This window comes from Pseudomonas chlororaphis subsp. aurantiaca (assembly GCF_013466605.1).
Lineage (GTDB): Bacteria > Pseudomonadota > Gammaproteobacteria > Pseudomonadales > Pseudomonadaceae > Aquipseudomonas > Aquipseudomonas chlororaphis_I.
The window spans coordinates 2,081,830-2,097,947 of sequence record NZ_CP059162.1 but is presented as its reverse complement, the minus strand read 5'-3'; the positions used below and the strand labels follow the sequence as shown (position 1 = coordinate 2,097,947).

The window sequence follows — 16,118 nt, the reverse complement described above, 5'->3', positions numbered from 1 at the left end:
TTGTTTCACTTATTCATCGCCTCCGCCTCGTTATACTGGCCCCTCGCTCGTTCTATCCAGTAACCGCTGACGCAGGTGGCGCGAGCGGCTGATTCCATTCTTTTCGCAACAAGGATTTCACATGACTGTTCTGCCATGGATGTACCTGGCACTTCTCTCCATTGGCTACGCCCTGGCCCTGAGCTACGGCCAACTGGGCCTGCTGGCGGCGGTTTCCGTCGCCTTGCTGCTGTGCGCGGGCCTTGCCGTACGCCAGCAGAAAAGCCCTTATGCGCGTTACCTGGGACATGGCCTGTTCGTGGTGCTGGCCCTGGCGCTGGCCATGCACTGGCTGCCCGGTTTCTACAATGGCCGGGCGATCGGTCCGGAACGCTTGACCGCCGATGCCGTGCCGTTTTCCATGTACCTGAACCAGGACAAGCCGCTGATCGGCTTCTGGCTGTTGCTGGTCTGCCCCTGGATCATCGGCCGCCGCTCGTTGCGCCTGTCCCTCTATACCACCGCCCTGGCCTTGACCCTGACCGCCCTGGCGGCACTGGGCGGCGCGGTGTTGCTGGGCATCATCGACTGGGCGCCGAAATGGCCGGACCAGGCCTGGCTGTGGGTGCTGAACAACCTGCTGCTGGTCACCCTGGTGGAAGAAGCGCTGTTTCGTGGCTACATCCAGGGCGGCCTGAACCGTCGCTTCAAGCACCTGCCCTATGGCGAAAACCTGGCGCTGATGTGCGCGGCCCTGCTGTTCGGCCTGGTGCATGTGGGCGCCGGCTGGCAATGGTGGCTGCTGGCGAGCATCGCCGGGGTCGGTTACGGCCTCGCCTACCGTTTTGGCGGCCTGGGCGCCGCGGTGGCTACCCATTTCGGCTTGAACCTGCTGCACTTCGGGCTATTCACCTATCCGATGCTCGCGGGTTGACCCTGGCCAAGCCGGGGCTCCCTGAACGGGTCTCGGCTTCGCCGCTCTCCCTCGCCCTTCCTTGCAGAGTCAGGCCTCTGTCAATGAGGCACTTCTCAAATTCCTGAAAAAAACTTCAATAATTGGCGAAGACCGCCGACAACCTATCAAAGCCTTGCGGATAGAAAAACCATGCGTAACAACCAGCCCGTCACCCAGCGCGAACGTACCTTTCCGGCTCAGCAACGGTTGATCTCCACCACCGATGCCAAAGGCGTGATCACCTACTGCAACGATGCCTTCGTTGAAATCAGCGGGTTTTCTCGTGAGGAACTGGTCCGCGCACCGCACAACCTGGTTCGTCATCCCGACGTTCCGGCCGCGGTGTTCGCGCACATGTGGGCCACCCTGAAACAAGGCTTGCCATGGATGGGCATTGTCAAGAATCGCTGCAAGACCGGGGACCACTACTGGGTCAACGCCTACGTGACACCGGTCTTCGAAGGTCAGCAAGTGGTCGGCTACGAGTCGGTGCGGGTCAAACCCACCGCCGAGCAGATCCGCCGGGCCGAAGCGCTTTACCAACGCATCAACCAGGGCAAGTCGGCGATTCCGAAACGCGACAAATGGCTGCCGGTGCTCCAGGACTGGCTGCCGTTCATCCTGGTCAGCCAGCTGAGCTTCCTGATTGGCGTCTGGCTCAATTCTTCCTGGGGCTTTGCCCTCGCCGCCGGCCTTTCCGTGCCGCTCGGCCTGCTCGGGCTGAGCTGGCAACAGCGTGGCCTCAAGCGCTTGCTGCGCCTGGCCGAGCAGACCACTTCCGACCCGCTGATCGCCCAGATGTACACCGACAGCCGTGGCGCCCAGGCGCGCCTGGAGATGTCGATCCTCAGCCAGGAAGCCCGCCTGAAAACCTGCCTGACTCGTCTGCAGGACACCGCCGAGCACCTCAACGAGCAGGCGCGGCAGTCCGACACCCTGGCGCACAACAGCTCCAGCGGCCTGGAACGCCAGCGCATGGAAACCGAACAGGTGGCCACCGCGGTCAACCAGATGGCCGCCACCACCCAGGAAGTAGCCAGCCATGTGCAGCGCACCGCCGACGCCACCCAGGAAGCCAACCGCCTCACCGGGCGCGGGCGCGACATCGCCGGGGAAACCCGCGAAGCGATCCAGCGCCTGTCGGTGGTGGTGGGTGAAACCGGCCTGACCGTGACCCAGCTGGCCAAGGACAGCGACGAAATCGGCGGCGTGGTCGATGTGATCAAGGGCATCGCCGACCAGACCAACCTGCTGGCATTGAACGCGGCCATCGAAGCGGCGCGCGCCGGGGAAATGGGCCGCGGTTTCGCGGTGGTGGCCGACGAGGTTCGCCAACTGGCGCAACGCACCAGCGAGTCCACCGGACAGATCCACAACCTGATCGCCAAGCTCCAGCAAACCGCCAGCACGGCGGTACAGACCATGGACGCCGGGCATCGTCAGGCCGAAGAAGGCGTGGCCCGGGTGCTGGAAGCCGACCAGGCGCTGGTGGGTATCAGCGAAGCGGTGGCCAACATCACCGACATGACCACCCAGATCGCCGCCGCCACCGAAGAGCAAAGCGCGGTGGCCGAAGAGATCAGCCGCAACATCAGCACCATTGCCCAGCTGGCCGACCAGACCTCGGAGCAGGCCCAGCATTCGGCGCAACTCAGCGAAGAGCTGACCCGCACCGCCAACACGCAGTACTCGTTGGTCGAACGCTTCAACCGCTAAGCCGCAAAACAAAAACCCGGAAGGTTCGCCTTCCGGGTTTTTTATTGCCTGTTTTCAAGCCTACGCATGCGTCTTCTGTAGGAGCGGCCGGTCGACGCTCGATTGCTCGCGATTGTTTTTTCAAGGCAACAACGATGGCGACTGCCAGGCCGCATCGTGAACAAGCTTCGCTCCTACAGAAGAGTCGCTCAGCCATTCAGGCTGCGCAAAACCTCGGCAACCCTCCGCGTGGCCGCCTCCAGATGCTGCTCATGAGTGAAGCCTGAGGCCTTGAGCGGTTTCAGGTCATGGTCGGCGGCCGCCAGCCAGAACAGCTCGATAGTCGGTGCAAGCGCATAGGCTTCGACCGCCACCCGATTGCCCAAGGCGTCGCGCTCACCCTGGACGATCAGGGTCCTGGTGCGCAACTCGGCCAGGTGCGCGACCCGCGGTTTCTCCGGCTTGCCGGCGGCATAAAACGGATACCCCAGGCACACCAGCGCATCGGCGCCCAGTTCGTCGGCCAGCAAACTGGCCATGCGCCCGCCCATGGACTTGCCGCCGATGGCCAGCCGCCCAGCGACATGAGGTCGCACCTGGGCATACACCTCGCGCCAGCACTCCAGCAGCTTCGGCGACGGGTTAGGCGGCCGTTTGCCACCATCGAGGCGGCGCTGGGCCATGTAGGGAAACTCGAAGCGCAGGACGTTGACCCCATGCGCCGCAAGGCGTGCGGCCATATCGTTCATGAAAGCGCTGTCCATCGGCGCGCCGGCGCCATGGGCCAGGATCAGGGTCAGGGGTTCGCCAGCCAGCGACTGCTGCGCGATATCCCAGAGCCAGCCCCGTTCCCGTACGCACTGCGCCCATTGATCCCCGTCAATAACAGCCCCTTGCCGTTTGCCCATGCTTACCTCGCTTTTAGTCTGCCTATAACTCCAGAAGAAGTGAGCGCGCCTTGCCGTGCGCAGTCGCTTTCACTTCAGCTGAACCGTGGATGGGGAACCATGAACACTTCTATCAGTACCGCCTACAACTACAAGGTGGTCCGCCAATTCGCCATTATGACGGTGGTGTGGGGCATCGTCGGCATGGGGCTCGGGGTTTTTCTCGCTGCCCAGTTGGTCTGGCCCGAACTCAACTTCAACCTGCCCTGGACCAGTTTCGGCCGCCTGCGCCCGCTGCACACCAACGCGGTGATCTTCGCCTTCGGTGGCTGCGCACTGTTCGCCAGCTCCTTCTACTCGGTGCAACGCACCTGCCAGACCCAGCTGTTCGCGCCAAGAATCGCCGCGTTCTGCTTCTGGGGCTGGCAGCTGGTCATCCTCCTGGCGGCCATCAGCCTGCCGCTGGGCTACACCAGTTCCAAGGAATACGCCGAGCTGGAATGGCCGATCGACATCCTCATCACCATCGTCTGGGTGGCCTACGCCATCGTGTTCTTCGGCACGGTGATGAAACGCAACACCAAGCACATCTATGTCGGCAACTGGTTCTTCGGCGCTTTCATCATCACCGTGGCCATCCTGCACATCGTCAACAACCTGGAGCTGCCAGTCAGCCTGACCAAGTCCTACTCGGTGTATGCCGGTGCGACCGACGCCATGGTCCAGTGGTGGTACGGCCACAACGCGGTGGGTTTCTTCCTGACCGCGGGCTTCCTGGGGATGATGTACTACTTCGTGCCCAAGCAGGCCGAGCGTCCGGTGTATTCCTATCGCCTGTCCATCGTGCACTTCTGGGCGCTGATCACCCTGTACATCTGGGCCGGTCCGCACCACCTGCACTACACCGCGCTGCCTGACTGGGCACAGTCGCTGGGCATGGTGATGTCGCTGATCCTGCTGGCGCCAAGCTGGGGCGGCATGATCAACGGCATGATGACCCTGTCGGGGGCCTGGCATAAGTTGCGCACCGATCCGATCCTGCGCTTTTTGGTGGTGTCCCTGGCGTTCTACGGCATGTCGACCTTCGAAGGTCCGATGATGGCGATCAAGACCGTCAATGCCCTCTCCCACTACACCGACTGGACCATCGGCCACGTCCACGCCGGCGCCCTGGGCTGGGTGGCGATGATCTCCATCGGCGCCCTGTACCACATGATCCCGAAAGTCTTCGGTCGCCAGCAGATGCACAGCATCGGCCTGATCAACGCGCACTTCTGGCTCGCCACCATCGGCACCGTGCTCTACATCGCCTCGATGTGGGTCAACGGCATCGCCCAGGGCCTGATGTGGCGCGCCGTCAACGAAGACGGGACGCTGACCTACTCCTTCGTCGAAACCCTGGTGGCCAGCCATCCGGGCTTTATCGTGCGCTTCGCCGGTGGCGCGATCTTCCTCTTCGGCATGTTGCTGATGGCCTACAACACCTGGCGCACCGTACGCGCGGCCCAGCCCGCCGAAATCACCGCCGCTGCGCAGATGGCCTGAGGAGTCCGCCATGAAACACGAAGTCATCGAGAAAAACGTCGGCCTGCTGATGCTGCTGATGGTGTTTGCCGTAAGCATCGGCGGCCTGACCCAGATCGTCCCGCTGTTCTTCCAGGACGTCACCAACAAGCCGGTGGAAGGCATGAAGCCCTACACCGCCCTGCAACTGGAAGGCCGCGATATCTACATCCGCGAAGGCTGCGTCGGCTGCCACTCGCAGATGATCCGCCCGTTCCGCGCCGAGACCGAACGCTACGGCCACTACTCGGTCGCCGGCGAAAGCGTCTGGGACCACCCGTTCCTGTGGGGCTCCAAGCGTACCGGTCCGGACCTGGCCCGGGTCGGCGCCCGCTACTCCGACGATTGGCACCGCGCGCACCTGTACAACCCGCGCAACGTGGTGCCCGAGTCGAAGATGCCGGCCTACCCATGGCTGGTCACCCAGGCGGTCGACAGCAGCCACACCGAGACCAAGCTGCGCGCCATGCGCACCCTCGGCGTGCCGTACAACGACGACGATATCGCCGGTGCCGTCGCTTCCCTCAAGGGCAAGACCGAGATGGACGCCCTGGTCGCCTACCTGCAAGTGCTTGGCACTGCTATCAAGAGCAAGAGGTGAGCCATGGGTCTTGAACTCGATAGCGGCATGATCCGCGGGCTCGGCACGCTGGTGGTGATGATTGCCTTCATCGGCCTGTCGATCTGGGTCTTCAACGCCAAGCGCAACCCGGAGTTCGCCCAGGCGCGCCTGCTGCCCTTCGCCGACGAACCTTCGCCGGAAGTGCCCGGCAATCCATCTGATGACGCTCAATCCGAAGAGCATGCGACAAGGAGCATTCGGCCATGACCACCTTCTGGAGTACGTACATCTGCGTACTGACCATAGGCAGCCTGATCGGCCTGACCTGGCTGTTGATCGGCACGCGCAAGGGCGAGACCAAGGGCAGCGTCGACCAAACCATGGGCCACAGCTTCGACGGCATCGAGGAGTACGACAATCCGCTGCCGCAGTGGTGGTTCATGCTGTTCGCCGGCACCCTGGTGTTTTCCGTCGGCTACCTGATCCTCTACCCGGGCCTGGGCAACTGGAAAGGCATCCTGCCCGGCTATGAAAACGGCTGGACCGGCGTGCATGAGTGGGAAAAGGAAATGGACAAGGCAGACGCCAAGTTCGGCCCGATCTTCGCCAAGTTCGCCGCCATGCCCGTGGAAGAAGTGGCCAAGGACCCGCAGGCGCTGAAAATGGGCGGACGCCTGTTCGCTTCCAACTGCTCGGTGTGCCATGGCTCGGACGCCAAGGGCGCCTTCGGCTTCCCTAACCTGGCCGACAACAACTGGCGCTGGGGCGGCAACGCCGACACCATCAAGGCCACCATCATGGGTGGCCGCATGGCGGCCATGCCGGCCTGGGGTGAAGTACTGGGCGAGGACGGGGTGAAGAATGTCGCGGCCTACGTACGTCACGAACTCGCCGGCCTGCCGTTGCCCGCCGACAGCAGCGCCGACCTCGTCGCTGGCAAGCAAGCCTTCAGCACCACCTGCGTCGCCTGTCACGGCGCCAACGGCCAGGGCACTGAAATCATGGGCGCGCCGAACCTGACGCAACCGGCGGGCTTCATCTACGGCACCAGCCTGACCCAGCTGCAACAGACCATTCGCCACGGTCGCCAGGGCCACATGCCCGCGCAGAACGAACTGCTCGGCAACGACAAGGTGCAGCTGCTCGCGGCCTACGTCTACAGCCTGTCCCACAACGCGGCCAACCAGCCGCAGACTGAAACCCCAAGCGAGCAATAACCGCTCCACCCACTGCCGCATCGCTCGGATGCGGCAGTTCCCTGCCTCTGCGCGACCAAGTGTCGCACCCTCTCTACTCCCTGCCTTTCAACTCTCCGGATTCGCGTCTAAGCTGCTTCGCAGTGGACTGGCAATGGCCGGTCACAGACCAGAAGTAGCCGCTCCATTCGAAGCCGTCGTTCGAGGACAGGCCGCAAAGGCTGGTTATACCGGCTGTCGCGCCACTTACCGTCTGTCGCTCGTTCAAGGGCTTTCCACACACCCGGTTACAACTGACCTGTACCCCTCGCCTTTTTCATCCGCTGCGACATTTTGTCCGGGGCCGATTTTGTCCTTACTCCGCGCATGGAAAGGCCGCAGAATCAGCTTTTGAAAGCATTGACCCAGGTCATGGCGCGTTGCAATGACCCCCCGCTTTCTCCATACTTGCGGCCGTTTTTTACTCCTAATAAAACACCCAAACCGTGGAACCTTAGAATGAGCACAGCAATCAGTCCGACTGCTTATAACTATAAGGTAGTCCGCCAGTTCGCCATCATGACGGTGGTCTGGGGGATCCTTGGCATGGGGCTCGGTGTCTTCATCGCCTCGCAACTGGTCTGGCCGGAGTTGAACTTCGGCCTGCCATGGACGACCTTTGGACGCCTGCGCCCGCTGCACACCAACCTGGTGATTTTCGCCTTCGGTGGATGTGCGTTGTTTGCCACTTCTTACTACGTCGTGCAGCGAACCTGCCAAACGCGACTGATTTCCGACAGCCTGGCGGCCTTCACCTTCTGGGGTTGGCAAGCCGTGATCGTCGGCGCGATCGTTACCTTGCCGCTGGGTTACACCACCACCAAGGAATACGCGGAACTGGAATGGCCTCTGGCCATCCTGCTGGCCATCGTCTGGGTCACCTACGGCCTGGTGTTCTTCGGCACCATCGTCAAGCGCAAGACCAAGCACATCTATGTGGGTAACTGGTTCTACGGTGCCTTCATCGTGGTCACCGCGATGCTGCACATCGTCAACCATGCTTCCCTGCCGGTCAGCTTCTTCAAGTCCTACTCGGCCTACTCGGGCGCGACCGACGCCATGATCCAGTGGTGGTATGGCCACAACGCCGTGGGCTTCTTCCTGACCACCGGCTTCCTGGGGATGATGTACTACTTCGTGCCGAAACAGGCCGAGCGTCCGATCTACTCCTATCGCCTGTCCATCGTGCACTTCTGGGCGCTGATCACCCTGTACATCTGGGCCGGTCCGCACCACCTGCACTACACCGCCCTGCCGGACTGGGCACAGTCCCTGGGCATGGCCATGTCGATCATCCTGCTGGCGCCAAGCTGGGGCGGCATGATCAATGGCATGATGACCCTCTCGGGCGCCTGGCATAAGCTGCGCACCGACCCGATCCTGCGCTTTTTGGTGGTGTCCCTGGCGTTCTACGGCATGTCGACCTTCGAAGGTCCGATGATGGCGATCAAGACCGTCAACTCGCTGTCGCACTACACCGACTGGACCATCGGCCACGTACACGCCGGCGCGCTGGGCTGGGTAGCGATGATCTCCATCGGCGCCCTATACCACATGATCCCGAAAGTCTTCGGTCGCCAGCAGATGCACAGCATCGGCCTGATCAACGCGCACTTCTGGCTGGCTACCATCGGTACCGTGCTGTACATCGCCTCGATGTGGGTCAACGGCATCACCCAGGGCCTGATGTGGCGTGCAATCAACGATGACGGCACCCTCACCTACTCCTTCGTCGAAGCTCTGCAGGCCAGCCACCCTGGTTTCATCGTGCGCGCCCTGGGCGGTGCGTTCTTTGCCGCCGGCATGCTGTTCATGGCGTACAACGTGTTCCGCACCGTTCGCGCCTCGAACCCGGCTGAAGCTGAAGCCGCCGCTCAGATCTCTGTAGTTGGAGCTCACTGATGAAGCATGAAGCAGTAGAGAAGAATATCGGCCTGCTGGCCTTCTTCATGGTCATCGCCGTCAGCATCGGCGGCCTGACCCAGATCGTTCCGCTGTTCTTCCAGGACGTCACCAACAAGCCGGTGGAAGGCATGAAGCCGCGCACCGCCCTGGAACTGGAAGGCCGCGACGTCTATATCGCCAACGGCTGTGTCGGCTGCCACTCGCAGATGATCCGTCCGTTCCGTGCCGAAACCGAACGCTATGGCCACTACTCGGTCGCCGGTGAAAGCGTCTGGGACCACCCGTTCCTGTGGGGTTCCAAGCGTACCGGTCCGGACCTGGCCCGCGTCGGTGGTCGTTACTCCGATGACTGGCAGCGTGCGCACCTGTACAACCCGCGCAACGTTGTACCTGAATCGAAAATGCCGGCTTATCCGTTCCTCGTAGAAAACAAGCTCGACGGCAAAGACACCGCGAAAAAAATGGAAGTCTTGCGCACGCTCGGCGTCCCTTACACCGACGAAGACATCGCCGGTGCCAAGGATGCCGTGAAGGGCAAAACCGAAATGGACGCGCTGGTGGCCTATCTGCAAGGCCTGGGCACCATCATCAAAAGCAAACGGTGATTCTTAATGGATATCGGGATGATTCGTGGCCTGGGCACCGTAGTGGTGATGGTGGCCTTCATCGGCCTGGCACTGTGGGTGTTCAGCCCCAAGCGCAAGTCCGAGTTCGAAGACGCGACCTTGCTGCCGTTCGCGGATGATCCCGAAGCCATCAAGCACGTCGAGCAAGCTTCTAGGAGTAACAAAGAATGACTACGTTCTGGAGTCTGTACGTCACAGTCCTCAGTCTGGGTACCATTTTCGCCCTGACCTGGCTGCTGCTGTCGACCCGCAAGGGCCAGCGCGCCGAGCAGACCGACGAGACGGTCGGCCACTCCTTCGACGGGATCGAGGAGTACGACAACCCGCTGCCGAAATGGTGGTTCATGCTGTTCGTCGGCACCATCGTCTTCGCCCTGGGTTACCTGGTGCTGTACCCGGGCCTGGGTAACTGGAAAGGCCTGCTGCCAGGCTACAACTACCTGGATACCGAAAAGCAGACCCCCTTCGCCAACGGCCAGACCGGCTGGACCGGCGTGCACGAGTGGGAAAAGGAAATGGCCAAGTCGGACGCCAAGTTCGGTCCGATCTTCGCCAAGTTCGCTTCCATGCCGATCGAGGAAGTCGCCAAGGACCCGCAAGCCCTGAAGATGGGGGGCCGCCTGTTCGCCTCCAACTGCTCGGTCTGCCACGGTTCCGACGCCAAGGGTGCCTATGGCTTCCCGAACCTGACCGACGCCGACTGGCGCTGGGGCGGCGAGCCGGAAACCATCAAGACCACCATCATGGGCGGTCGTCACGCGGTGATGCCGGCCTGGGCCGAAGTCATCGGCGAGCAAGGCGTCAGCGATGTGGCCGCCTATGTGCTGAGCAACCTCGATGGCCGCAAGCTGCCGGAAAGCGCCAAGGCCGATCCGGCCAACGGCCAGAAGATCTTCGCCGCCAACTGCGTGGCGTGCCACGGTCCGGCCGGCAAAGGCACCCCAGCCATGGGCGCGCCTGACCTGACCCACCCGGGCGCGTTCATCTACGGCTCGAGCTTCGCCCAACTGCAGCAGACCATCCGTTACGGCCGCCAGGGCCAGATGCCTGCCCAGGAACAGCTGCAAGGCAACGACAAGGTTCACCTGCTGGCCGCTTACGTCTACAGCCTGTCCCACAGTGACAAGCCGGCGGACGCCGAGTAAGGCAGACACCTTCGGGTAACAGAAAAGGCCCCGCCAATATCCATTGGCGGGGCCTTTTTATTTTCCTCTCCCCTCACGTCCGTCGCTCTGCCCCCGCTTGAGATTGCCCCTCCCCGCCAAGAGTAGTAACGTTGCTACATGAAATTTTTTGTCGAGGGTATGACGATGCCTACCACCACCATCTCCAGTCGCGAATTCAATCAGGACACAAGTGGTGCCAAAAAAGCCTCAAGAAACGGCCCGGTCATCATCACCGACCGTGGCAGGCCCGCCCATGTGCTGCTAAGCATTGAGGACTACGAAAAACTGAGCGGCCTGAACACCAGCATCGTCGACATGCTGGTCATGCCTGAAGCGCCTGAAATCGATTTCGAAACAGAGCGCGCAACCATCATTCCTCGCGAGATCGATCTGTCCTGATGTTTTTGCTCGATACCAACGTTGTGTCCGAATTACGCAAGCCCAATGCTGATCGCCAGGTAGTGGCCTGGGCTCAGACCGTGGCGCCAACCAGCCTGTTTTTATCAGTCATTACGTTATTGGAACTGGAAACCGGCATCCTGCGGTTGGAACGCCGCGATCGCACCCAAGGGGCGCTACTGCGTGCCTGGCTGGAACTGCGCGTGATGCCCGCTTTCGACGGACGAATACTGGCCATTGACCACGCTGTCGCTATGCGCTGCGCCCGATTGCACGTTCCGGATCGCAGCAATGAATGCGATGCCCTGATTGCGGCGACCGCCCTGGAACACGGGCTGACAGTCGTTACCCGCAACATCGCCGACTTCCAGTCCAGCGGTGTGCAACTGCTCAATCCGTGGAACGATTGAACGCGGTCGCGGCGAAAAGCGTCCATAATTCACAAGTCAATTGATTCAAGTCATTACACCATCAATTGATTTCCCCCAACGCGACCAAAGGTCGCACCCTTGAGCTAGAGCGACAGGCGTATCATTGCGCCACTGCAACACCCCTATTTGATCGCGGTCGGCACGTACTGACCGGGGCATTTCTCCACTGCCGTGGGATGCAATGATGAGCAACCAGATTCCGGTACATGACGTTACCCCGCCTGCCAAGAATTCGAACAACAGCGTAGACCTCTACGCCTCCAGGGAAAAAATCTACACACGCGCTTTCACCGGCCTCTTCCGCAACCTGCGGATGGCGGGCGGCGCGGCCCTGTTCCTGCTGTATTTCGGTACGGTGTGGCTCAACTGGGGCGGCCACCAGGCCGTCTGGTGGAACCTGCCGGAGCGCAAGTTCTTCATTTTCGGCGCCACCTTCTGGCCCCAGGATTTCATCCTGCTGTCGGGGCTTTTGATCATCGCCGCCTTCGGCCTGTTCTTCATCACCGTGTACGCCGGGCGCGTCTGGTGCGGCTATACCTGCCCGCAAAGCGTCTGGACCTGGATCTTCATGTGGTGCGAGAAGGTCACCGAAGGCGACCGCAACCAGCGCATCAAGCTCGACAAGGCGCCGATGAGCGCCAACAAGTTCCTGCGCAAGTTCAGCAAGCACAGCCTCTGGCTGCTGATCGGCTTCGTCACCGGCATGACCTTCGTCGGCTACTTCTCGCCGATCCGCGAGCTGGTCATCGACTTCTTCACCGGCCAGGCCGATGGCTGGTCGTACTTCTGGGTCAGCTTCTTCACCCTCGCCACCTATGGCAACGCCGGCTGGCTGCGCGAACAGGTGTGCATCTACATGTGCCCCTACGCCCGCTTCCAGAGCGTGATGTTCGACAAGGACACCCTGATCGTCTCCTACGACCCGCGTCGCGGCGAAGGTCGCGGCCCGCGCAAGAAAGGTGTCGACTACAAGGCCATGGGCCTGGGCGACTGCATCGACTGCACCATGTGCGTCCAGGTCTGCCCGACCGGCATCGACATCCGTGACGGCCTGCAGATCGAATGCATCGGCTGCGCCGCCTGCATCGACGCCTGCGACAACATCATGGACAAGATGGACTACCCACGCGGCCTGATCAGCTACACCACCGAGCACAACCTGTCCGGGCAGAAAACCCATAAACTGCGGCCACGCCTGATCGGCTATGCGCTGGTGCTGCTGGCGATGATCAGCCTGCTGGTCACCGCGTTCTTCATGCGTTCGCTGGTGGGCTTCGATGTCAGCAAGGACCGCGTACTCTATCGCGAGAACGCCGAAGGCCGGATCGAAAACGTCTACAGCCTGAAGATCATGAACAAGGACCAGCGCGACCATACCTACGTACTGGACGCCACCGGCCTGCCGGACCTCAAGCTGCAGGGCCGACGCGAGATCAAGGTGGCGGCCGGCGATATCGTCAGCATGCCGGTCGAGCTGTCGAGTTCGCCGGAGCAACTGCCGTCGAGCACCAACGAGGTGAAATTCATCCTCAAGGACGCCGACGACGAAAGCGTCCACGTTGAAGCCAAGAGCCGGTTCATCGGCCCACAAATTCGTTAAGAGAAGTCACCATGCCCGCAGCGACCGCCACAAGCCCCTGGTACAAGCACCTCTGGCCCTGGATCATCATCGGCATCCTGGCCTGCTCGGTGGCCCTGACCCTGTCCATGGTGACCATTGCGGTGAACAACCCGGACAACCTGGTCAATGACAACTACTACGAGGCCGGCAAAGGCATCAACCGCTCCCTGGACCGCGAACTTCTGGCCCAGACCCTGCAACTGCGCGCCAGCATGCACCTGGATGACCTCACCGGCGAAGTCGACCTGCGCCTGAGCGGCAACAGCATGCCCGCCACCCTGGAGCTGAACCTGATCTCGCCGACCCAGCCGGAAAAAGACCGCAAGATCACCCTCGCCCGCAGCGAAACCGACCAGGGCCGCTACATTGGCCAGTTGAGCGACAAGGTCGATGGCCGCCGTTTTGTCGAACTGCTGGGCGTCGAAGGCGACAAGACCTGGCGCATGTTCGAAGAGGAACAGGTCAGCCACGACAAGAACCTGCTGCTGGGTGACGAGCCACTGCAAGGCGCGGAACACCTGGACAAGTAAGCGCCCTCCGTACATCGCCGGCAGGCTGCTGTCTTCTCCCAGGCAGCAGCCTGTCGGCGATGAGGTCCGCCCCTGGAACAAAGACCCGCGATGACCACGCCACTGCCCTGCTACCACTGCGCCCTGCCCGTTCCCGCCGGCAGCCGCTTCACCGCCGTCGTGCTCGGCGCCCCTCGCGAGTTCTGCTGCCCGGGTTGCCAGGCGGTGGCCGAAGCCATAGTCGCCGGCGGCCTGGAAAGCTACTACAGCCATCGCAGCGAAGCCTCGGCCAACCCCGAGGCCCTGCCGGTGCAACTGGTGGACGAACTGGCGCTCTACGACCGCGCGGATGTGCAGCAACCCTTTGTCCGGCATGAAGGCGAACTGGCCGAAACCACCCTGCTGATGGAAGGCATCAGTTGCGCCGCCTGTGGCTGGCTGATCGAGAAACACCTGCGCAGCCTGCCGGCGGTGGCCGAGGCGCGGCTGAACCTGTCCAACCATCGCCTGCATGTGCGCTGGGCCGACAGCCAGCTACCGCTGAGCCAGGTGCTCAGCGAACTGCGCTTGATCGGCTATGCAGCGCACCCCTACCAGGCCGACCGCGCCTCCGAACAACTGGCCAGCGAAAACCGCCTGGCCCTGCGCCAGCTGGGCGTGGCCGGGCTGCTGTGGTTCCAGGCGATGATGGCAACCATGGCCACCTGGCCGGAGTTCAATATCGACCTGAGCCCCGAACTGCACACCATCCTGCGCTGGGTCGCGCTGTTTCTCACCACGCCGATCGTGTTCTACAGCTGCGCGCCGTTTTTCAAGGGCGCCCTGCGCGACCTGCGCACCCGCCACATGACCATGGACGTTTCAGTGTCCCTGGCGATTGGCGCCGCCTACATCGCCGGGATCTGGACCTCGATCACCGGGGTCGGCGAGCTGTACTTCGATGCCGTGGGCATGTTCGCCCTGTTCCTGCTGGCCGGGCGCTACCTGGAACGCCGCGCCCGCGAACGCACCGCAGCCGCCACTGCGCAACTGGTGAACCTGCTGCCGGCCTCGTGCCTGCGCCTGGGTACTGACGGCCAGAGCGAACGCATCCTGCTCAGCGAACTGCGCCTGGGGGACAAGGTGCTGGTGCACCCCGGTGCCATCCTCCCGGCGGACGGCAAGATCCTCGATGGCCAGTCGAGCATCGACGAATCCCTGCTCACCGGCGAATACCTGCCGCAACCGCGCAGCATCGGCGATGCGGTCACCGCCGGCACCCTCAACGTCGAGGGCGCGCTGACCGTGGAAGTCCTGGCCCTGGGGCAGGACACACGCCTGTCGGCCATCGTCCGCCTGCTGGACCGGGCCCAGGCGGAAAAACCGCGCCTGGCGGAAATCGCCGACCGCGCCGCCCAGTGGTTCCTGCTGTTCTCCCTGGTCGCCGCGGCCGCCATCGGTCTGCTCTGGTGGCAGCTGGACGCCTCCCGGGCCTTCTGGATCGTCCTGGCGATGCTGGTCGCCACCTGCCCCTGCGCACTGTCCCTGGCCACCCCGACCGCACTGACGGCCGCCACCGGCACCCTGCACAAACTCGGCCTGCTGCTGACCCGCGGCCACGTGCTCGAAGGCCTGAACCAGATCGACACGGTGATTTTCGACAAGACCGGCACCCTCACAGAGGGGCGCCTGGCCTTGCGCTCGATTCTTCCTGTGGGCGACCTCGACAGCCAGCAGTGCCTGGGCCTGGCCGCCGCCCTGGAAAACCGCTCCGAACACCCGATTGCCCGGGCCTTCGGCCGCGCGCCGCTGGCCGCCGAGGAAGTCCTGAGTATGCCCGGGCTGGGCCTGGAAGGCCTGGTGAGCGAGCAACGCCTGCGCATCGGCCAGCCCGCCTTCGTCTGCGAGCTCAGCGCCTGTGCGGTCCCGGCAATGCCGGACGAAGCCGGCCAATGGCTGCTGCTGGGCGATACCCAGGGGCCACTGGCCTGGTTTGTCCTCGACGATCGCCTGCGCAGCGATGCGCCGGCGCTGCTGGCCGCCTGCAAGGCGCGGGGCTGGAACACCCTGCTGCTCTCGGGCGACAGCTCGCCGATGGTCGCCAGTGTCGCCGCCGAACTGGGCATCGACGACGCCCGCGGCGGCCTGCGCCCGGACGACAAGCTGCAGGTACTGCAACAATTGCATCGCCAGGGCCGCAAAGTGCTGATGCTCGGCGACGGGGTCAACGATGTCCCGGTGCTGGCCGCCGCCGATATCAGCGTGGCCATGGGCTCGGCCACCGACCTGGCCAAGACCAGCGCCGATGCGGTACTGCTGTCCAACCGCCTGGATGCATTGGTGCAGGCCTTCAGCCTGGCCCGTCGCACGCACCGGATAATCATCGAGAACCTGCTGTGGGCCGGGCTGTACAATGGCCTCATGCTGCCGTTCGCCGCCCTCGGCTGGATCACTCCGGTATGGGCCGCCATCGGCATGTCCATCAGTTCGTTGACCGTGGTGCTCAATGCCCTGCGCCTGACTCGCCTGCCGCGTCAGCCCCAGGCCGAAGCCACGACCCAAACCCGCCCGCTGCCGGCCTGAGCCGCGCGGGCATGGAGCCTACC

16 protein-coding genes are annotated in these 16,118 nt (G+C 62.8%); 15 read left to right on the top strand and 1 reads right to left on the bottom strand.

All coding sequences use genetic code 11. The features are described from left to right. The first annotated feature begins 121 nt into the window (after positions 1 to 121). Positions 122 to 913: a CPBP family intramembrane glutamic endopeptidase gene (locus H0I86_RS09575; RefSeq protein WP_180924825.1), complete on the top strand. Its 792-nt coding sequence runs from the start codon at positions 122 to 124 to the stop codon at positions 911 to 913. 171 nt (positions 914 to 1,084) lie between these two features. Continuing rightward, positions 1,085 to 2,650 carry a methyl-accepting chemotaxis protein gene (gene aer / locus H0I86_RS09570; protein ID WP_180924824.1) on the top strand — a complete coding sequence of 522 codons (1,566 nt, stop codon included), beginning with the start codon at positions 1,085 to 1,087 and terminating at the stop codon, positions 2,648 to 2,650. Positions 2,651 to 2,838: 188 nt separating this feature from the next. Here the strand turns inward: aer and H0I86_RS09565 are convergent, their stop codons facing one another. After that, positions 2,839 to 3,537: an alpha/beta family hydrolase gene (locus H0I86_RS09565; protein WP_258019418.1), complete on the bottom strand. Its 699-nt coding sequence runs from the start codon at positions 3,535 to 3,537 to the stop codon at positions 2,839 to 2,841. 99 nt (positions 3,538 to 3,636) lie between these two features. Here H0I86_RS09565 and ccoN (H0I86_RS09560) point away from each other — a divergent pair, with 99 nt between their 5' ends. From ccoN (H0I86_RS09560) to H0I86_RS09500, 13 genes are all read left to right on the top strand, one after another. Continuing rightward, complete coding sequence (gene ccoN, locus H0I86_RS09560) at positions 3,637 to 5,061, top strand: cytochrome-c oxidase, cbb3-type subunit I (RefSeq protein ID WP_180924823.1); 1,425 nt, start codon at positions 3,637 to 3,639, stop codon at positions 5,059 to 5,061. Between the two features lie 10 nt (positions 5,062 to 5,071). Then, on the top strand, positions 5,072 to 5,680 hold the full coding sequence (gene ccoO, locus H0I86_RS09555) for a cytochrome-c oxidase, cbb3-type subunit II (RefSeq protein WP_009047947.1): 609 nt from the start codon (positions 5,072 to 5,074) through the stop codon (positions 5,678 to 5,680). 3 nt (positions 5,681 to 5,683) lie between these two features. Continuing rightward, the gene (locus tag H0I86_RS09550) at positions 5,684 to 5,908 is read left to right on the top strand and encodes a cbb3-type cytochrome oxidase subunit 3 (RefSeq protein WP_023968526.1); all 225 of its coding nucleotides are present in this window, start codon (positions 5,684 to 5,686) and stop codon (positions 5,906 to 5,908) included. Further along, positions 5,905 to 6,858: a cytochrome-c oxidase, cbb3-type subunit III gene (ccoP, locus tag H0I86_RS09545; RefSeq protein WP_124310727.1), complete on the top strand. Its 954-nt coding sequence runs from the start codon at positions 5,905 to 5,907 to the stop codon at positions 6,856 to 6,858. Before H0I86_RS09550 ends, ccoP (H0I86_RS09545) begins: the two co-directional genes overlap by 4 nt. A gap of 477 nt (positions 6,859 to 7,335) precedes the next feature. Further along, positions 7,336 to 8,778, top strand: coding sequence for a cytochrome-c oxidase, cbb3-type subunit I (gene ccoN, locus H0I86_RS09540; protein WP_180924822.1), 1,443 nt, complete (start codon positions 7,336 to 7,338; stop codon positions 8,776 to 8,778). Further along, positions 8,778 to 9,386, top strand: a complete 609-nt coding sequence (ccoO, locus tag H0I86_RS09535) for a cytochrome-c oxidase, cbb3-type subunit II (protein WP_009042961.1) — start codon at positions 8,778 to 8,780, stop codon at positions 9,384 to 9,386. Before ccoN (H0I86_RS09540) ends, ccoO (H0I86_RS09535) begins: the two co-directional genes overlap by 1 nt. A 6-nt stretch (positions 9,387 to 9,392) precedes the next feature. Further along, positions 9,393 to 9,578: a CcoQ/FixQ family Cbb3-type cytochrome c oxidase assembly chaperone gene (locus H0I86_RS09530; RefSeq protein WP_003175465.1), complete on the top strand. Its 186-nt coding sequence runs from the start codon at positions 9,393 to 9,395 to the stop codon at positions 9,576 to 9,578. Next, positions 9,575 to 10,552 carry a cytochrome-c oxidase, cbb3-type subunit III gene (ccoP, locus tag H0I86_RS09525; RefSeq protein WP_180924821.1) on the top strand — a complete coding sequence of 326 codons (978 nt, stop codon included), beginning with the start codon at positions 9,575 to 9,577 and terminating at the stop codon, positions 10,550 to 10,552. The genes H0I86_RS09530 and ccoP (H0I86_RS09525) overlap by 4 nt, the downstream gene beginning before the upstream one ends. A gap of 165 nt (positions 10,553 to 10,717) precedes the next feature. Beyond that, a complete protein-coding gene (locus tag H0I86_RS09520; protein WP_007922405.1) occupies positions 10,718 to 10,972 on the top strand; it encodes a type II toxin-antitoxin system Phd/YefM family antitoxin in 255 nt (84 codons plus the stop codon). After that, the gene (locus tag H0I86_RS09515) at positions 10,972 to 11,382 is read left to right on the top strand and encodes a type II toxin-antitoxin system VapC family toxin (RefSeq protein WP_180924820.1); all 411 of its coding nucleotides are present in this window, start codon (positions 10,972 to 10,974) and stop codon (positions 11,380 to 11,382) included. Before H0I86_RS09520 ends, H0I86_RS09515 begins: the two co-directional genes overlap by 1 nt. Positions 11,383 to 11,587: 205 nt before the next feature. Continuing rightward, positions 11,588 to 13,003: a cytochrome c oxidase accessory protein CcoG gene (ccoG, locus tag H0I86_RS09510; RefSeq protein ID WP_180924819.1), complete on the top strand. Its 1,416-nt coding sequence runs from the start codon at positions 11,588 to 11,590 to the stop codon at positions 13,001 to 13,003. A gap of 11 nt (positions 13,004 to 13,014) precedes the next feature. Further along, entirely contained in the window at positions 13,015 to 13,554 is a 540-nt protein-coding gene (locus H0I86_RS09505) for a FixH family protein (RefSeq protein WP_180924818.1), read from the top strand. Positions 13,555 to 13,644: 90 nt separating this feature from the next. Further along, entirely contained in the window at positions 13,645 to 16,095 is a 2,451-nt protein-coding gene (locus tag H0I86_RS09500) for a heavy metal translocating P-type ATPase (RefSeq protein ID WP_180924817.1), read from the top strand. Positions 16,096 to 16,118 lie beyond the last annotated feature (23 nt).

What these genes read in the sequence shown, in the direction of transcription:
- H0I86_RS09575 (WP_180924825.1), top strand. Translation starts at nt 122, where the DNA reads ATGACTGTTCTGCCATGGATGTACCTGGCACTTCTCTCCATTGGCTAC.
- aer (WP_180924824.1), top strand. Translation starts at nt 1,085, where the DNA reads ATGCGTAACAACCAGCCCGTCACCCAGCGCGAACGTACCTTTCCGGCT.
- H0I86_RS09565 (WP_258019418.1), bottom strand. Translation starts at nt 3,537, where the DNA reads ATGGGCAAACGGCAAGGGGCTGTTATTGACGGGGATCAATGGGCGCAG.
- ccoN (WP_180924823.1), top strand. Translation starts at nt 3,637, where the DNA reads ATGAACACTTCTATCAGTACCGCCTACAACTACAAGGTGGTCCGCCAA.
- ccoO (WP_009047947.1), top strand. Translation starts at nt 5,072, where the DNA reads ATGAAACACGAAGTCATCGAGAAAAACGTCGGCCTGCTGATGCTGCTG.
- H0I86_RS09550 (WP_023968526.1), top strand. Translation starts at nt 5,684, where the DNA reads ATGGGTCTTGAACTCGATAGCGGCATGATCCGCGGGCTCGGCACGCTG.
- ccoP (WP_124310727.1), top strand. Translation starts at nt 5,905, where the DNA reads ATGACCACCTTCTGGAGTACGTACATCTGCGTACTGACCATAGGCAGC.
- ccoN (WP_180924822.1), top strand. Translation starts at nt 7,336, where the DNA reads ATGAGCACAGCAATCAGTCCGACTGCTTATAACTATAAGGTAGTCCGC.
- ccoO (WP_009042961.1), top strand. Translation starts at nt 8,778, where the DNA reads ATGAAGCATGAAGCAGTAGAGAAGAATATCGGCCTGCTGGCCTTCTTC.
- H0I86_RS09530 (WP_003175465.1), top strand. Translation starts at nt 9,393, where the DNA reads ATGGATATCGGGATGATTCGTGGCCTGGGCACCGTAGTGGTGATGGTG.
- ccoP (WP_180924821.1), top strand. Translation starts at nt 9,575, where the DNA reads ATGACTACGTTCTGGAGTCTGTACGTCACAGTCCTCAGTCTGGGTACC.
- H0I86_RS09520 (WP_007922405.1), top strand. Translation starts at nt 10,718, where the DNA reads ATGCCTACCACCACCATCTCCAGTCGCGAATTCAATCAGGACACAAGT.
- H0I86_RS09515 (WP_180924820.1), top strand. Translation starts at nt 10,972, where the DNA reads ATGTTTTTGCTCGATACCAACGTTGTGTCCGAATTACGCAAGCCCAAT.
- ccoG (WP_180924819.1), top strand. Translation starts at nt 11,588, where the DNA reads ATGAGCAACCAGATTCCGGTACATGACGTTACCCCGCCTGCCAAGAAT.
- H0I86_RS09505 (WP_180924818.1), top strand. Translation starts at nt 13,015, where the DNA reads ATGCCCGCAGCGACCGCCACAAGCCCCTGGTACAAGCACCTCTGGCCC.
- H0I86_RS09500 (WP_180924817.1), top strand. Translation starts at nt 13,645, where the DNA reads ATGACCACGCCACTGCCCTGCTACCACTGCGCCCTGCCCGTTCCCGCC.